Origin of the sequence: Pseudomyxococcus flavus (assembly GCF_050038885.1) — a bacterium.
Lineage (GTDB): Bacteria > Myxococcota > Myxococcia > Myxococcales > Myxococcaceae > Myxococcus > Myxococcus flavus.
The window spans coordinates 9,431,288-9,447,790 of record NZ_CP143624.1; the positions used below are offsets into that span (position 1 = coordinate 9,431,288).

General features: G+C 72.0%; 12 protein-coding genes. 1 reads left to right on the forward strand and 11 read right to left on the reverse strand.

The window, feature by feature from the left end:
• Positions 1-46: 46 nt before the first annotated feature.
• The 3 genes from VZL07_RS38845 to VZL07_RS38855 are packed head-to-tail and all read right to left on the reverse strand — an operon-like array spanning position 47 to position 5,324.
• Positions 47-886: an alpha/beta hydrolase gene (locus VZL07_RS38845; protein ID WP_426753037.1), complete on the reverse strand. Its 840-nt coding sequence runs from the start codon at positions 884-886 to the stop codon at positions 47-49.
• Between the two features lie 12 nt (positions 887-898).
• Positions 899-2,773 carry a tetratricopeptide repeat protein gene (locus VZL07_RS38850; RefSeq protein ID WP_426753038.1) on the reverse strand — a complete coding sequence of 625 codons (1,875 nt, stop codon included), beginning with the start codon at positions 2,771-2,773 and terminating at the stop codon, positions 899-901.
• Positions 2,774-2,816: 43 nt separating this feature from the next.
• Positions 2,817-5,324, reverse strand: a complete 2,508-nt coding sequence (locus VZL07_RS38855) for an ATP-binding protein (RefSeq protein ID WP_426753039.1) — start codon at positions 5,322-5,324, stop codon at positions 2,817-2,819.
• An 84-nt stretch (positions 5,325-5,408) separates the two neighbouring features.
• Here VZL07_RS38855 and VZL07_RS38860 point away from each other — a divergent pair, with 84 nt between their 5' ends.
• A complete protein-coding gene (locus VZL07_RS38860; RefSeq protein WP_426753040.1) occupies positions 5,409-7,325 on the forward strand; it encodes a hypothetical protein in 1,917 nt (638 codons plus the stop codon).
• Positions 7,326-7,348: 23 nt separating this feature from the next.
• On the opposite strand, the gene VZL07_RS38865 is transcribed toward VZL07_RS38860, so the two are convergent.
• From VZL07_RS38865 to VZL07_RS38900, 8 genes are read right to left on the reverse strand one after another with little or no spacing between them, the layout of a single operon-like run.
• Positions 7,349-8,089 carry a TlyA family RNA methyltransferase gene (locus VZL07_RS38865; protein WP_426753041.1) on the reverse strand — a complete coding sequence of 247 codons (741 nt, stop codon included), beginning with the start codon at positions 8,087-8,089 and terminating at the stop codon, positions 7,349-7,351.
• On the reverse strand, positions 8,086-9,837 hold the full coding sequence (locus tag VZL07_RS38870; RefSeq protein WP_426753042.1) for a 1-deoxy-D-xylulose-5-phosphate synthase: 1,752 nt from the start codon (positions 9,835-9,837) through the stop codon (positions 8,086-8,088). The genes VZL07_RS38865 and VZL07_RS38870 overlap by 4 nt, the downstream gene beginning before the upstream one ends.
• Positions 9,837-10,730: a polyprenyl synthetase family protein gene (locus tag VZL07_RS38875; protein WP_426753043.1), complete on the reverse strand. Its 894-nt coding sequence runs from the start codon at positions 10,728-10,730 to the stop codon at positions 9,837-9,839. The genes VZL07_RS38870 and VZL07_RS38875 overlap by 1 nt, the downstream gene beginning before the upstream one ends.
• Before the next feature lie 17 nt (positions 10,731-10,747).
• A complete protein-coding gene (locus tag VZL07_RS38880; RefSeq protein ID WP_426753044.1) occupies positions 10,748-11,128 on the reverse strand; it encodes a response regulator in 381 nt (126 codons plus the stop codon).
• 25 nt (positions 11,129-11,153) lie between these two features.
• The gene (xseB, locus tag VZL07_RS38885) at positions 11,154-11,507 is read right to left on the reverse strand and encodes an exodeoxyribonuclease VII small subunit (protein ID WP_426753045.1); all 354 of its coding nucleotides are present in this window, start codon (positions 11,505-11,507) and stop codon (positions 11,154-11,156) included.
• 42 nt (positions 11,508-11,549) lie between these two features.
• Entirely contained in the window at positions 11,550-13,274 is a 1,725-nt protein-coding gene (gene xseA / locus VZL07_RS38890) for an exodeoxyribonuclease VII large subunit (RefSeq protein ID WP_426753046.1), read from the reverse strand.
• Positions 13,271-15,010 (reverse strand): FHA domain-containing protein, encoded by a 1,740-nt coding sequence (locus tag VZL07_RS38895; protein WP_426753047.1) that lies wholly within the window; start codon positions 15,008-15,010, stop codon positions 13,271-13,273. Before VZL07_RS38895 ends, xseA begins: the two co-directional genes overlap by 4 nt.
• Positions 15,011-15,046: 36 nt before the next feature.
• Positions 15,047-16,498 (reverse strand): FHA domain-containing protein, encoded by a 1,452-nt coding sequence (locus tag VZL07_RS38900; protein ID WP_426753048.1) that lies wholly within the window; start codon positions 16,496-16,498, stop codon positions 15,047-15,049.
• Positions 16,499-16,503 lie beyond the last annotated feature (5 nt).

Consider the following 16,503-nt stretch of genomic DNA (forward strand, 5'->3'; position numbering starts at 1 on the left):
TCACCCAGCGCCAGCTCCTCCCGAGGAGCCGGGCGACCTGATTATGTCAGAGATGCGCGGAGATCCAGCCGGAGATATCCCGGAACACCTCCGCACGGCCCACCTCGTTGAGCGGCTCATGCCGCATTCCGGGGTACTCCTTGAACTTCTTGTCCACCGAACCGGCCCGCTCGAAGTACTCCCGAGCCGCCACCGGAGCCGCTACTCCATCCTCGGCGCCGCACAGCACGAACAGCGGCACTTGAATCTTCGGCGCCAGCAGCACGGCCCGGGCCTGCGCCTGGGTGGATTGGATGAACCACCGCGGCGTGGCGATGGCCTGGTGGAGCGGATCCGCCCGGGTGACCCGCTGGACCTCTTCGTCGTGGGTGAGGTCCTCCACCTTCAGCCCCGAGGCGATGTTCAGCCACGGCACCACCTTCCCCACCGCCTTCGCCGCCATCACCTTCACCGCCGGCGGGGTGATGGCCAGCTTCAGGTACGGGGCTGACAGCACCAACCCCGCCAGCCCCTCCACCTGCTGGCTGGCGGCCCACGTCGCCGCCATCAGCCCCCCGTGGCTGTGCGCCAGCATGAAGGCCTTCTTGCCCTCGGACACCGCGCGGACCCGCTCCCAGAAGACCTCCAGGTCGTCCAGGTAGTCTGGCCACTTCTCGCAGTACGCCCGGCGCCCGTCCGCGCGGCCATGGCCCCGGTAGTCGAAGCCGTGCACCGCGAAGCCGTCCGCCAGGAGGGCGTCCGTCACGAAGGCATAGCGGCCGAAGTGGTCACCGTACCCGTGAACCACCGCGACATGCGCACGGGGCTCGGCGTCTGGAAGCAGTGACTTCCAGTACAGCCGCGTCCCGTCCCTGCCGGGGAAGAAGCCCTCGTCGTGACGCACCATAGGCGCAGCAACTTACCGGTCCGGAGCACGCGTGGGTAGCGCCTTGAGCTTGCGTTCCAGCGCGGCACGCTGGCCCGGGGGCTCGGCGGACTCGGGGTCCAGCGTCAGCACCTCCAGCGCGCGCCGCCAGGCCGCCGCGGCGTCGTCCACCCGGGACGCCCGTTGATACGCATCCCCCAGGTGTTCGAGGATGACGGGCTCGTCCGGAGCCAGGGTCGAGGCCTGCTCCAGCGCCTCCACGGCCCGCGCGTACTCGCCGCGCCGGAAGTAGACCCAGCCCAGCGAATCCAGATAGGCCCCGTTCTCCGGCCGCAGCTCCAGCGCGCGCCGCACGCGCCGCTCGGCCTCGTCCAGGTTCTGCCCCGCCTGCGCCAGCAGGTAGCCAAGGAAGTTCAGCGCCGCGGCATGGTCCGGCGACAGCGCCAGCACCGCCCGCATGCGGGCCAGGGCGCCGTCGAGGTCCCCCTGCCGCTCGTGCGCCGCGCCCAGCACGTAGTGCAGGTCCTCGTCCCGGGGGAAGCGCGCCACCACGTCGCGGAGCAGGCGCAGGGCTTCGGCCCCCCGGCCCTGGCGGTGGAGCAAGGCCGCCAGGGCGTCGTACAGCGCCGCCGAGGGGCCCTCGACCAGGGCCTCGCGCAATACCGCCTCCGCGCGGCCCGGCGTGCCACCGCGCTCCAGGGCACGGGCGTACTGCGTGAGGACGTCCACGTCCCCGGGTGCGTCCTGCAGGGCGGCCCCGAACAGCGTGAGGGCGCGCGAGTGCTCACCGACCAGGGACAGGCTGCGCGCCCGGCGAAGGCGCGCGTCGGCGTAGACGTCCGACGCCGGGGGCACGGCGGCGAAGGCCTCCGCCGCGTCCGCGAAGCGGCGCATTCGCTCGTGCACGAGCCCCGCGTAGTAGGACAGCCGGGGCTCGCCTGGGTCTCCGCGCCGCGCGGCCTCCAGCACCTCCGCGGCCGCCGTCGGCTCGCGCGCCGCGAGGTAGCTGAAGGCCACGCGCACCGGCATCTCCGGCTCGGAGGAGAGCGAGAGCAGGCGGTCGAAATACGCCCGCGCCCGGACGACGGAGCCGGCCTTCAACGCCGCGCGGCCGGCGGCGAGCAGCACCTCCTGGCTGTCCGGATCCCGCTCCAGCGCCCGGGCCAGGGACTCCTCGGCCAGGGCGGGCCGGCCCGTGTCCTCGTAGAGCTGCGCCAGCGCGGTCAGCACCTCCACGTCACCCGGGGCCCGGGCCGCGGCCTCCACCAGCAGCCGCTCGGCGCGCGCCGTGTCGCCCTGCTCCGCCAGGGCCAACCCCAGGCGCTGGTAACCCGAGGCCTCCCCTGGCAGCGCCTGGGCCAGCGCCTCCACCACCTTCACCGCCGCGTCCGGCGCCCCCAGCTCCAGGTGGAGCTGGGCCATCACCAGGTAGGCCTCCGGCTCTCGCGGCTTCAGGGATATCGCACGACGCAGGTGCAGCCGGGCCCGGGCGAAGCGCTTCGACTCCATGAGCACGCGGCCCAGCAGAACGTGTCCCGGGTAGTAGGACGGCGAGCGCAGCACGGCCCGCCGCAGCTCACGCTCCGCGCGGGTCAGGTCGCCCAGACGGGCGTACTCCTCGCCCAGCCGGGTGAGCAGCAGGGGGTTGCCGTCATCCGTGGCCAGGGCCAGGCGCAGCGCGTCCACCGCGCCCCGGTGGTCCCCCGTGTGGTGCCTCAGCCGGGATTCGAGGAAGTTCGTGTAGCTGGCGGACGAGGCGTAGTGCCCATCATCCGAGGCCGCCGCGTCGATGGCCTCCCGCATGGCCTCGCGATCCACCCTCGGCCGCCGGGACGGAGCGGCCGCGAGGGCACCCGGCGCCACGAGGGCGGCCAGCAAGGCGGTCACGAGAAGGCGGGGCGAGCTCACGCAAGCACGAGTCTAGCGTGAGCCCGTCCGGCATGCAGTCGCCTCAGGCGTCCTCGGGGCCGGGCGCGCCCAGCTTCTCCAGCAGCTTCTCCACCGAGTCGCTGTCCTGACTCACGTCCGCCACCGCCGACCGGTACTCCGTGTCCGTCACCTTCTCCACATCCGGCAGCATGCGGTTGATGACGGCGCGCGCGGCCTCGGCCGTGCACTCCGGCAGGACGACGGCGAACACACCTCCGCCCAGGTGGGAGATGGCATCCGGGTGGCGCACCCGCTTGCGCATGATGTCGGCGATGTTGGACGGCACCGGGTCCACCGGCCGGTCGGGCCGGAGCACCGCGAGGCTGAGCGCGCGGTGGTAGCGCCGGCTGCGAGCCACCTCCTGCTCCAGCCGCAGCAGCAGGCCGCGCCGATCATGCAGCCCTGTCGCGGGGTCGCTGCCCGTGCGCCGCTGGAGGGCGCTGACCTTCTCCTTCTCCTGCTGCTCGCGCTCGCCCTGGCGCAGCTTGAGCGCGCGCTCGGTGCGGTTGAGGAGCTCCACCGCGTTGAACGGCTTGCTCATGTAGTCCACCGCGCCCAGGTTCAGCGAGCGGACCTTCTCCGCCACACCTTGGTGGGCGGACAGCAGGATGACGGGGATGCGCGCGGTGTCCGTCGAGGACTTGAGCGCCATGGCCGCGTCCAGCCCGTCCAGCTTGGGCAGGAACACGTCCATGACCACCAGGTCCGGCCGCTGCGCCTTCGCACGGGCCAGGCCCTCGGCGCCGTCGCGCGCCACTTCCACGCGATACTTGGAGCGCAGCACCTCCGACAGCACCGCGGCGATCTCGGGCTCGTCCTCCACCACCAGCACGCGCGGCTGCTCCTGCGGGCTGGACGCGGCGGCGGGCGGCGGACGCGGGTTGCGCGCCGCCTCCTGCGCCAGCGGCAGCGTGAAGACGAAGATGCAGCCGGTGTCCGGCGGGCTCTCCGCCCAGATTTCACCGCCGTGCAGCTCCACGAACTCCTTGCAGATGGCCAGCCCCAGCCCGGTGCCCTTGCCGCCGTGGCGGTAGCGGTCGAAGACGAGGTGCAGTTCGTCCGGCGGGATGCCCACGCCGTCGTCCTGCACGCACACCTTGGCCGCGTCCCCGTCGGGGCGGCCCAGCCGCTGGGTGCTCACCACCACCTCGCCGTCCTGCCGCGCGTGGTGGATGGCGTTGGTGATGAGGTTCTGCAGCACCTCGTGCAGCTTCACCTCGTCACCGATGAGCATCAGGCTGTCCGGGCAGTCGGCGCGCAGCGACACGCCCCGGTCCGCGGCGAGGATCTCCAGCTCGCTGACGGCGTCGCGGCACAGCTGCGCCACGTCCAGCACGCGCGGCTCAATGGACAAGCGGGCGGCCTCGCCCTTGCCCTTCTCCAGCAGGGACTCCACCAGGCCGAGGATCTTCTTGCCCTGGCGGATCATCGCCTCGGCGGACTGGCGCTGCTGCGGCTCCAGCGGGCCCTCCTGGAGGAGGCGGCCGTGCCCCAGGAGCACCTGGAGCGGCGCCCGCAGGTCATGGCTGCACACCGCGATGATCTCGTCCTTGAGCCGGTTGAGCTCCTTCAGCCGGCGGTTGGCCTCGTTCAGCTCCTGGTAGCGCTGGACGTAGGCCTCCTCCAGGTCCTCGCGCTTCTTCTTCACCGCCGTGTGCAGGCGCGCGTTGCGGATGGAGTTGGCCAGCACGCCGGCCACGGCCTGCGCGAACTCCTGCTCGTCGCGGCCGAACGACGCATCCGCGCGCGACACGCGCAGGAACAGCGCGCCCAGCAGGTCGCCCTGGCAGATGAGCGGCTGCACCAGGATGGACTTCACGCCCAGGGGCAGGATGCTGGTGCGGACCTCCGCCATCAGCGGGTCCCGCTGCGCCTCGTCGATGACCACCGCCTCCCGGGTCTCCAGCGCCCTGCGCAGCTCCGGGTAGCGCATCACCTCGATGTCCAGCTGGACGAGGCTCGGGTCCTCCTGCGTGGCCACCACCTTGGCCGTCCGGGCGTGGCTGCCCTCCACCAGCACCACCGAGCACCGGTCCGTCCCCGTGACGCGCCCCACCTTGTCCACCGCGATGCGGAGGATCTCCTCCAGCTCCAGCGAGCTGGTGGCCGCCTGGGTGATTTCGAGCAGCATCCCCATGCGCAGGCGGATGCGCTCCTCCCGGTCGCGGAGCCGGCCCACGCGCAGCGCCGCCTCCAGCCGGGGGACGACCTCGTCCGCGCTGCGGATCCAGTCGTCCACCGCCAGCCGCTTGAAGGCCTCGGCCGAGCGCGTGCGGCCCAGGTCCACCAGCACCGGCAGGCGCTGCAGACGGTCCACCTTGCGCAGCGACTCCAACATCTCCGCCGCCCGTTTCGCCGTCACCGCCAGCAGGACGACCTCCGGCTGCAACGTGTCGGCGACCTGCGCCAGCCCGCTCTCCTTCTCCGTCGACGCACACTGGTAGCCGCTCGACGTGAGCCGCTCCATGAGCGCATCGCCCGCCTCCTTGGCGGCCACCACCAGCACGCGTCCCCGCTGATCAGCCTGCATCTCGACTCTCACGGTGAACCCCAGCCCTGGCGACAAGCCCCCGGGTAGAGGGGCTGCAAATACCCGCTGCGTGCGAAAGAGTTCATGGTTCGGATCCCGATCATGCCGCTGAACACGCCCTGGAGCCAGAACGGCGGGCATGGGTGGGAGGATGTGGCCGCCCGCGAGCCGCGCACGGCCGCCCGGCCCACCGCCAATCAGGCGCCAGCCGGGCTGTGGTTGCAACTCCCGGCGCACCCCGTCGATGTGATGCCGCCCACCGCAATGTGGTCCCGACGGCGCGGCCGGAACTACCACAGCCCGGGGCCCTTGGGGGACGTTCTGCACCTGGGCCCGGTGCCGGAGGGGCCCGCCACCGCGGCGGGCATGGATGCCTGGGACGCCACGTACGGGATAGAGTCCGGCGCCATGGCCCTCCCTTCCCTGATGCGGCGCGCGCGACGCCCCGCCCTTCTCGTCGCCAGCAGCCTGGCCGCTGCCTGTGGTGGCAGCGAACCGCCCCCTCCCACGCCCGAGCCTCCCCAGGTCGCCCTCTCGGTTCCCGCGGGCATCATCGCGGACGACAAGCTCCAGGTCATCGTCACCGTGTCCGGCTGCGAGGACGGCTCGGCGCTCAACGTCAATGACCGGGAGACCCTGCTGCGGACCTTCTCTCACAGCGGCGGCACCATGACGCTGACGCTGGAGCGCAACGACATCCCCTACGCCACCGTGGGCCTGGCCGCGAACCTGTCGCTGAACGCGGTGGCCACGTGCTCGGATGGCCGCACCAACCGCTCCCAGCCCACGCCCGTCACCTACTTCCCGGTGCAGCGGCGCATCGTGGAGCCGCAGAACGCCGGCCAGGTCGTCACCGACCACTTCGTCATCGACGGCACGCCGACCAACCCGACCTTCCTCGGCTGCGGCGTCCCGGACACGGAGATCTCCACGCTGTACCGGGTGGACGTCAGCGGCAACGTGACGGGCACCGTCGGGATGCCGGTGACCTGTACCCCCGAGACGGTCATCACCGAGCGCAACCCCGTCAGCGGCAAGCGCTGGGTGTGGACGCCCAACGTGGGCGCCTTCGCCGTGGACTCCGAGCTGCGCATCACCGCCCGGACGACGACGGACATCGAGCCCACGCAGCTCACCGTGCTGGCCAATGGCGATGCCATCATCGTCAACCGCATCGACGAGGTGCGCCGGCTGTCGCACAACCCCGACGGTACGTCGGAGAGCATCGCCGAGGTCAGGTGGCTCTACGCGCCCGCCACGCTGGAGAGCGTCATCGCACCGCCCCTCGTCCGCGAGGACGGCGTCATCCTCATCGCCTCCCTCGGGCCAGGGCCGGACGCCTTCCGCACGGATGTCACGGTGACGGAGATTGAGGCAGAGCAACCATCGGAAGTCGCGGAGGCTCGTGCAGCCTACAAGCTGCGGACCTTCTCCCGGAACGAGCGCCTGCCCCTGGGCGCCTTCAACGACACTGGCAGCACACTCTACCTGGGCCTCCAGCTCGGCTCGGAGCAGTCGCAGGTCATCGCGTGCGATGCGGACCATGACGAGTGCGAGGGCCCACAGCTTCAGTGGACCAGCCCCGCGTTGCCGGTGCCGCTCGCGCACGTCCTCTACCACCCGGCCGCCTCGCGCGTGGTGGCGGTGGGGCAGCAGCGCGTCTGGTTCCTCGACGCGTCAGGGCAGATTCGCAACCGGGACAACCGGTCCATCGACGCGAATGGCGCGCTGAACGTGCTCCAGGTCCTGCGCCGGCCGAACTCGCCGGAGCTCTACCTGCTCAACGCGCCCGCGCGCGGCCTGGATGGCTACCCCACCCTGCCCAACGAAATCGTCGCGGTGGACCAGACCGCCAGCGGCGAGGCGCGCGAGCTGTTCCGTCACCAGGTGGTCGGCAGCCTGGGCGGCGCGCTGGCCCCGGATGGGCGCCTGTGGATTCGCACCGGCTTCGACCTGGTGCAGACGCTGCCGCTGTCCGACTACCGCCGCTATCGGCCGTAACGAACACGAGCGCACGCGCCCGCTCAGGGCCTGCTGGCGACGAGGAGCGCCTCCACGTTTCCAGCGGGCCCGGGCACCGTCGAGTCCATCAGCCCGAGCACCTCCAGCCCCTGCTCGCGCACGAACGCCGTCACCGTGTCGATGGCGTCCTGCCGGGCCGCGGCGTCGCGCACCACGCCGCCCTTCCCCACCCGGTCCGGCCCCACCTCGAACTGGGGCTTCACCAGCGCCACCAGCAGGCCGCCCGGCTCCAGGTACGTCAGCACCGACGGCAGCACCTGCGTGAGGGAGATGAAGCTCACGTCGATGACGACGACGCCCACCTTCTCCGGCAGGTCCTCGTCCGTGAGGTAGCGCGCGTTGACGCGCTCGCGCGAGCGCACCCGCGGGTCCGTGCGGAGCTTCTCGTGGAGCTGCCCGTAGCCCACGTCAATCGCATGCACGCGAACGGCGCCGTGCTGGAGCAGGCAGTCCGTGAAGCCACCGGTGCTGGCGCCGATGTCCGCGGCCACCCTGCCCCGGACGTCGAGCCCGAAGCGGTCGATGGCGCCCTTGAGCTTGAGGCCGCCGCGCGACACGTAGGGCAGCACCTCGCCCTTGAGGCGCAGCTCCGCTTCCTGCGGAATCAGCGTGCCGGGCTTGTCCACGCGCTGGTCATCCACCACGACCTGGCCCGCCAGGATGAGCGCCTGGGCCTTGGTGCGCGACTCCGCGAGCCCGCGCTCCACCACCAGCACGTCCAGCCGCTCCTTGCGAGGCTTCACCGCCCGCCTCCTTCCAGCAGCGCGCGGCCCGCGCGACGCAGGCCCGCCGCATCCAGCCCCAGCTCCGCGCGCTGCACCCGCGCGTCGCCATGGGGCACGAACGCGTCCGGCATGCCCACCAGCCGGACCCGCGTCAGGACACCGTGAGCGGCGAAGAGCTCCAGCACCGCGCTGCCCAGCCCGCCCCGCGTCGTGCCCTCCTCGGCCACCACCACGGGCCCGGCCCTCCCCGCCTCGAGCAGCGCGGCTTCATCCAGCGGCGAGGCCCGGCGCGCGTCCAGCACGCTCCACCCCGGCTCCTCCCGTGCGGCCTCCAGCGCGGCAAGGCCCAGGGGCCCCAGCGTCACCAACGTCAGCCGGGGCGACTCCGCACGCAGGAGCCACCGCGCCCCGGCCAGTGGAGCGTCACCAGCCTCCGTGCCCGGCGGCAGGGAAGGCAGCGTGCCGCGAGGGAAGCGGATGACGGACGGGTGCGGCGCCGCCAGGGCCGTGTCCAGCATGGGCGCCAGGTCCTCGCCCACCATGGGGGACCACAGGTGCAGGTCCGGCATCGCGCGCAGCGAGGCCACGTCATACGTGCCCTGGTGGGTGGCCCCGTCCGCGCCCACGAGCCCCGCCCGGTCCACGGCGAAGACGACGGGCAGCCCCGGCAGGCACACGTCGTGGATGACCTGGTCGTACGCGCGCTGGAGGAATGTCGAGTAGATGCAGCACACCGGCCGCGCGCCCGCGGCGGCCAGGCCCGCGCTGAAGGTGACGGCGTGCTGCTCCGCGATGCCCACGTCGTGCACCCGGTCCGGGAAGCGAGCCTTGAGCGCGTTGAGCGCCGAGCCCTCCAACATCGCCGGCGTCACCGCCACCACGCGCGAATCCCGCGCCATGGCGTCCTCCAGCACCGCCGCGAAGGCCTCGCTGAAGGTCCGCTGGCCGCCGCGCGAGCGCACCAGCTTCCCATCCCGCCACTCATACGGCCCCATGGCGTGGCCACGCGTCTGCGTGTCGGCCTCCGCCGGGGGAAAGCCCTTCCCCTTCAGCGTCAGCGCGTGCACCACCACGGGCCGCGACGAGGTCCGGGCGGCGCGCAGCGCTTGAATCAGCGCCCCCAGGTCGTGGCCATCCACCGGCCCCAGGTACGTGAAGCCCAGGCCCTCGAAGAAGGCGCGCGCCTCGCGGGTGCGCAGCAGCGAGGGAATGGCACCCACGTTGGCGCTGATGGACATCTGGTTGTCGTTGAGCACGACGACCAGGGGCAGGTGGCTGCCCCCCGCGTTGTTCAGCCCCTCGAAGGTGAGGCCGCCGGTGAGCCCGCCGTCCCCCAGCACCGCCACCACGTGGCCCCGGTGGCCCAGCATCCGCCGGCCCGCCAGGACACCCAGCGCCGCCGACACCGCCGTGCACGAATGTCCCGCCAGCAGCGCGTCGTGCGGACTCTCGCGCGGGTCCAGGAAGGGCGCGATGCCGCCTGCCTGCCGCAGGGAGTGCATCCGCTCACGCCGCCCGGTGAGCAGCTTGTGCGCGTAGGTCTGGTGCCCCACGTCGAAGAGCAGCGCATCTCCCGGCGAATGGAACACGCGGTGCAGCGCGACGATGAGCTCCACCGCGCCCAGGGACGCCCCCAGGTGGCCGCCCACGCGGCCGCAGATGGAGATGATGTCCTCGCGGAGCTCCTGGCACAGGCGCGGCAGGTCCTCCTCGGGAAGCGAACGGACGTCCGAGGGCGAGCCGATGCGTGACAGCAACTGCGACATCAGGACTTCCGCTCCACCGTGTAGCGCGCCAGCGCCGCCAGCGGCCCGTCCTCGCCCTCCAGCGGGCGCACGGCGGCGATGGCCTCGGCCACCTTGTCGTTCGCGAGCTTCCGGGACGCCTCCAGGCCCACCACGGCCGGGAAGGTGAAGCGGCCCGCCGCCGCATCCGCGCCCGCCGGCTTGCCCAGCTGCTCCGCCGTGGCCGTCACGTCCAGCACGTCGTCCGCGATCTGGAAGGCCAGCCCCACCGCATCGCCGTAGGCTTCGGCGCGCGCCAGCGCGTCCGCGTCGCCCCCTGCCGCCAGCACGCCCATCCGGCAGGCCCCGCGAATGAGGGCGCCCGTCTTCATCCGGTGCAGGCGGATGAGATAGTCCAGGGCGGCGGGACGGTCCTCCGCGATGTCCAGCACCTGTCCGCCCACCATGCCCGCCGCGCCAGACGCCACCGCCAGCTCGCGGCACAGCGCGGCGCGCACGCTCTCGGGGCCGCTGGCCACCAGCGCGAAGGCCTCCGTCAGCAGCGCGTCGCCCGCGAGGATGGCCAGGGGTTCGCCGAACACCTTGTGGCTGGTGGGCCGGCCCCGACGGTAGTCATCGTTGTCCATCGCCGGCAGGTCGTCGTGCACCAGGGAATACGTGTGCACGTACTCCAGCGCGCAGGCCGCATCGCCCGCCACGGCGGACACGGTGCTCCCCCGGGAGACCAGGTCCGCGAAGGTCAGGCAGAGCACCGGGCGCAGGCGCTTGCCTCCCGCCAGCAGCGAGTAGCGCATGGCTTCCACGAGCTTCGGCGGCGTCCCCGCCGGCCCGAGCCGCTCCACGCGCTCGGCCAGCTGGGCTTCGACGCGCGCCACCTGGGCGGCCAGGAAGGTGTTCAGTTGAAACGTTGCCACGAGCGTCCGTGCTCCTCTTATGGAATTTGCGCGGGCACGAGCTCGCGGATGCGGCTGACGAGCTTGTCCATGTCCAGCGGCTTGACGAAATAGTCCGCGGCGCCCACTGCCATGCCGTGCCGCTTGTCCTCGGGCTCACCGCGGCCGCTGATGAAGATGACGGGGATGTCCCGGAACTGCTCGTTCTTCTTCACCGCCCGGCACAGCTCGAAGCCATCAATCCAGGACATGTTCACGTCCAGGAGGATGGCGTGCGGCCGGTGCAGTTGGAGCGACGCGATGAGGCGCAGGCCGTTGGCGGCCAGCGTGACGTCGAAGCCCTCGTCCTCCAGGGCGGCCGCCAGCAGCTCCCGCGTGTCGCGGTCATCATCGACAATGGTGATTTTCGGCTTCGACATGCCGGCATGCACGCGCCCGAGCCACCTAGAACGGGACGTCATCCTCCGGAGGCGGGCGGGGTGCCGGAGCGCGAGGCGCCGCGGGCGTCACGGCAGGCCGCGCGCCCGCCGTCAGGGGCGCCACCACGTCCTTGCCATCCTCGTCCAGGAGGAGCTGCTCGATGCGCTGCTCCGCCTCGGTGAGCAGCTTCTCACCCCGGCGCACCAGCCGGATGCCCTCCTCGAAGGCCTTGAGCGAGTCCTCCAGAGAGAGGTTCCCGCTCTCCAAACGGCCCACCGTCTCCTCGAGCCGGGAGACCACATCCCCGTACTGCTCGGGGGCTTCAGCCTCCGCCACCTTGTCCGCCTTGGGCGCCTTGTCCGACTTCGCCACTGACATCCACCTCCCCGTGTGGGGCGCGGGACTCTAGAGGGTGGCCCGTCAGCAGTCCACCGGCCCTTTCACCGCCGTGACGGTGGCTTCGATTTCTTCACACCCACCCAGAGTCTTCGCTCCATTCGACGCGAGCTTCAGGCCCAGGCGCTCTCCCACCTGGACGTCCGCGCCCGTGCGGACCACCGCGCCGTCGCGCTGGCGGAACACCACCGAATAACCGCGCGACATCACCTTCAACGGACTCATCGCGTCCAGCCGTCCCTCCAGCCGCTGGAAGCGCTTCTGTGCGTCCGCCAGGGCCCCCTGCTGGAGCGCCAGCAGCCGCGCCCGGTGCCCGGCCAGGCGGGCACGCTCGCGCGACACCTGCGCCGCGGGCGACGCCCTCTCGAGCCCCAGCCGCGCCGCCGCCAGGGCCCCCTGCCGCGCCGCCACCCCCGAGCGCACCGCCTCCGACAGCCGCATGGCCAGCTTCAGCAGGTGCGCTCGCTGCTCGCCCAGGCGCGCCTGGGGACGGGCCCGCTGGAGCCGCTCCGTCAGCGCCCGGAGGCTCTCGCGGTGCCCGCGCACCGCGGGCCGCAGCACGCGCATCATCGACTCCACCTGCTCGGACAGGTGGAGCCGCTGATGGTTGATGGCGCGGCGGGGGTCCTCCAGCCGCGCCGCGAGCTGCCCCTGCTCCTCGCGCAGCTCCAGCACCCGCCGCTCCATGGCGCGCCGCAGCCGGCCCGCCTGGGTGGCCAACGTCAGCTCCAGGTCGGCCAGCACCGGCGCCAGGCGCTCGGCCGCCGCGCTGGGCGTGGGCGCGCGCAGGTCCGCCACGAAGTCGGAAATGGTGAAGTCAATCTCGTGGCCAATGGCGGAGACCACCGGCACCGGCGAGGCGAAGATGGCGCGTGCCACCAGCTCCTCGTTGAAGGTCCAGAGGTCCTCCACCGAGCCACCGCCGCGCGTCACCACGATGACGTCCACGTCCGTGCGGGACAGCCGCTCGATGGCGCGGGCCACCTCCACCGCGGAGCCCTCGCCCTGCACGCGCGCGTCCGCCACCAGCACGCTCTGCCGCGGGTTGCGCGAGTGCAGCACGCGCAGGAAGTCCTGGAGCGCGGCGCCCGTGCGGCTCGTCACCACGCCGATGCGCCGGGGCAGGAAGGGCAGCGGCCTGGGCGGGCGCACACGTCCGGGCCCGATGAGCCCCTCCTGCGCGAGCCGCTCCTTGAGCTGCTCGAAGGCGAGCGCCAGCGCGCCCTCCCCCACTGGCTCCAGCCGCTGGACGATGAGGCTGTAGCGCCCCTGCGGCTCGTAGAGGTCCACGCTGCCTTCGGCCAGCACCTCCATGCCGTCGCGCAGCGCGAAGCGAAGGCGGGCCGCCATGGACGCCCACACCTTGGCGTCGATGGCCGCGGACGCGTCCTTCAGCGAGAAGTACCAGTGCCCTCGCGCGTTCGGCCCCCGGAAGCCCGTCACCTCGCCGCGCACGATGACGCGGGCGAAGCGCGACTCCAGCGTCTGCTTGAGCTGCCGGGTCAGCTCGCCCACCGACAGCACCACCCGCTCGGGCTTGGGCGGCGGGGGTGGCGCGCCCTCCAGCGGCCCCAGCAGGGACGTACCGTCGGCGTCCGGTGGTGGCGGAGGAGGAGGCGGAGGCCGCTGTGGCGCCGCCTCCTTCCTCGCGGCGGAAGGCGCACGGGGGCTGGAGGCGCCACCGCCAAACAAGTCACCCTGCAGCCCTGGGGGCGGCAGCGCTCCACCTCCTGCCTTGCGCCGGGTCATCGGGACAGCTTCTCGACCCAGGACTTCGCCTTCTCGTGGTACTCGTCATCCGGCGGCGTCATGGCCACCACGTCCTTGAACTTGGGCAGGGCCTCCTCGGGGCTGCCGTCCTTCAGGGAGTAGGCCTGGAGGTAGACGTCCTTCGCCTTGGCCTTCAGCTCGCTGATGATGTTCGAGGCGCCCGCATGTCCCGGGTCCGCCTGCAGCGCCTTGCGCGAGTAGTCCATGGCGCGGCTCCACTGCCCGGCCGCCTTCGCCGCGGTGGCGCCCTTGTAGAAGATGGTGGCCGCGCGCGTGCCCGCGTTGCGCGCCATCTTGCTGGTACGGCCGCCGGTGATGTCCCTGTCCAGCGACATCAGCTTCGACAGGCCCTTGGCGTCCAGGTCCTCCAGCCGCTTGTACAGGTTGCCGAACTCGGTCATCTGGCCGAGCAGCTTCTTGCACTGCGGCGTGCGCGACATGCACGCGTTGAGGATGGCCACCGCGCCAGACATGTCGCCGTCGCGGAAGCGGTCCACGGCGGGCTCCCACGGCTTGGGCGCCGGCCCCTGGACGACGGGCCTGGGCGTGTCGCGGACGATGATGGCCTGCGCCGCCTGCTCGTTGATGAGCTTCGCGTCGCGGTGCTCCGGGAACGCCGCCAGCACGTCGTCGGTGATGGCCTTCGCCATGTCGAGCTGGCCTTCGTCCAGCAGCTTGCGCGACTCGCGGGTGCGCGCGTCCGCGGACTCCGTCAGCTGCCGCTTCGCCGCGTTCACCTGCTCGTAGAGGAACTGGCTCTCGCCCGTGCCGGCCAGCAGCGAGCTGGCCTTGCCCAGCTCATTCTTCGCCAGGGCCGCGTTGGCCGCGTTCAGCTTCTCCTGGATGGGAATCTCACGCGCGGCATGGCCCAGGTAGTCCGCCACGCCCGGGTACTCGGGGGCCTCGGTCTGGAGCTCCTCCAGCTTGGCCTTCGCCTCGACCCACTTGCCCTCGCGCACCAGGTTCTTCGCGTCCTGGAAGAGGCTGCCGAGCATCTCCCGGCGGTTCTTCCCCTGCCGGGCCTCCTCGGCCGCCAGCGCCTGCTGCTTCTGGACGTTCATCCGGACCACGCCCAGGCCCGCGAACAGCAGCACCACCACGCCCACCGCGCCCAGCTTGATGAGCTTCTTCTTCTTGAGCTCCTCCGGGCTGGGCGCCGCGGCCGCCGCCGAGCGCGCGCTGCGCACGCGGCCACCTTCGACGCGCGGCCCCGGACGAGGTGGCACCGCGCCCCGGCTGCCGGACGACGCCGGACGAGGCCGCGGGCTGATGGACGGGGCCCCCACCATCATCGTGGAGTTGGCCAGGTCCTCGAAGCGCAGCTCCGTGTCGCCCAGCGTGATGACGTCGCCGTTGGCCAGGGGCGTCTCGTCACTGATGGCGTCGCCGTTGACGAGCGTGCCGTTGCCGGAGCCCAGGTCACTCACCGTCCAGCCCGAGTCCCCCTTGCGCACCACGACGTGCTTCCGGGACACGGAGGTGTCGGGGATGCAGATGGCGTTATCGGTCGCTCGCCCGATGACGTACTCGTCCTCGGTCAGGGCAAACTCCTCACCGTCCTTGGGGCCTGCGATGCAGATGAGCCGGGACGTGGCGGAGACGGGGGCGGGAGCGGGCCGGGCGGCCGTCCTGCGCACGGCGGGACGGGACCCGGTCCCACCCGAGGGCGCCCCGGAAGGGGGCCTGCGGCGTGCCGGAGGGGAACCGTTGGACATGCGAATCACCGACTTCCTGACGAAGGGAGCACGCGCCTAGAGCTCGTGCTCGTAAGCCAACTGCAAACCTAGATTGTGGCAGCGATGGTCGGCTGTAGGGAAGCGCCGACCCATCTCCTGCAACGCGGCCCGAGCCGTCCGCGCATTCCGGTACTGCACGCTGCGTTGGAAATCGAGCATCAGCTGGCTGCACTTGTGGTCCAGCTCGGCCGATACCTGGGCGAGCTGGAAGCGCACGTCCTGGTAGATGTCCGGCTTGGTGTCCAGTGCCTCCAGCGTCACCCACGCGAAGCGGTACTGTTGCCACGCCTTGAAGAGGTTCTCCGCGCCCACGTCGCGCGTCTCGTAGAACCGGGCCCCCGCCGCCACGTACTGGCGCGCCTTGACCAGCAGCTCCTCCGGCGGGAGCTCCGGCACGGGGATGATCTCCAGCCGCAGGTTCCACACGCGCCACGTGTCCCGCCCGGGCGGGTTGCGGACGTTGTCGAAGACGATGGAGTTGAGCTCGCCCCGCTTGAGCACCGCGGGCGGGAGGATCTGCTCCAGCTCCCGCTCCATGGAGGCGCTCACGTCCGGAGGCACCCAGCCCAGGTCCACGCCGTTGACGACCAGCGACACCTCCTCCTTGGAGATGCCACTGGCCATGTAGCGGACCACCGCCACCGCCCGCGTGGGGGTGACGAACTCGAAGGCGAAGGACTTGTGGTCCGGGTTCTCCCACGTCACGCCCTCGCCCAGCCCGAACGAGTCCGCCACCATCTCGAAGCCCAGGTCCTCGGGCTCCACGCCCGACGCGCGGCCTCCTCCCTGGGACATGAAGAACGAGCCCAGCACCCCCACCAGGGCCAGCACCAGGCCGCCGCCAAGCGCCGCCACGCCCAGGCGCGCCGGCTTCGACAGCTGCCCCCACCACAGGAGCAACCGGCCTCCCGGGGTGTTGGCCAGCTCCCGGCGACGGCGCGCGCGTTCCGCCGCCGTCAGCCCCTCGCCGGCCTCGGCCTGCGCCACGGCCGGCGTGCTTGGGCGCACCGGCACCACGGCGGGCTGCTGCGCGGTGGGATACCCCTCCGGCAGCACGATGCCGCTCGCGGCGGGCACCGGGTCGTTGAGGCGGATGGGCCGGGTGGCGTCCGGATCGACGGGGACCGGGTCACCCCGGCGGATGGGCCGGGTGGCGTCCGCGTCGCTGTCCGGTGGCACCCAGACGAAGGTGAACTCCACCGGCCCCACGCCAATCCTGTCGCCGTCGCGCAGCTGCTGCTCACCAGACAGCAACGTACCGTTGAGCACGGTACCGTTCGAGCTGCCCATGTCCGCGACGTAGTACTTCTCGTCGCGCAGCACGATGCGCGCGTGCCTGCGCGACACGCCGTGGTCGTGCAGCACCAGGTCGTTCTCCGAGGTGCGGCCGATGTTGACCTCGGCCTGCTCGAAGGTGAGCTCCCGTCCCTTCTGGAGCCCCTGGGTGATGGTCAGGAGGATGGGCACGGGGC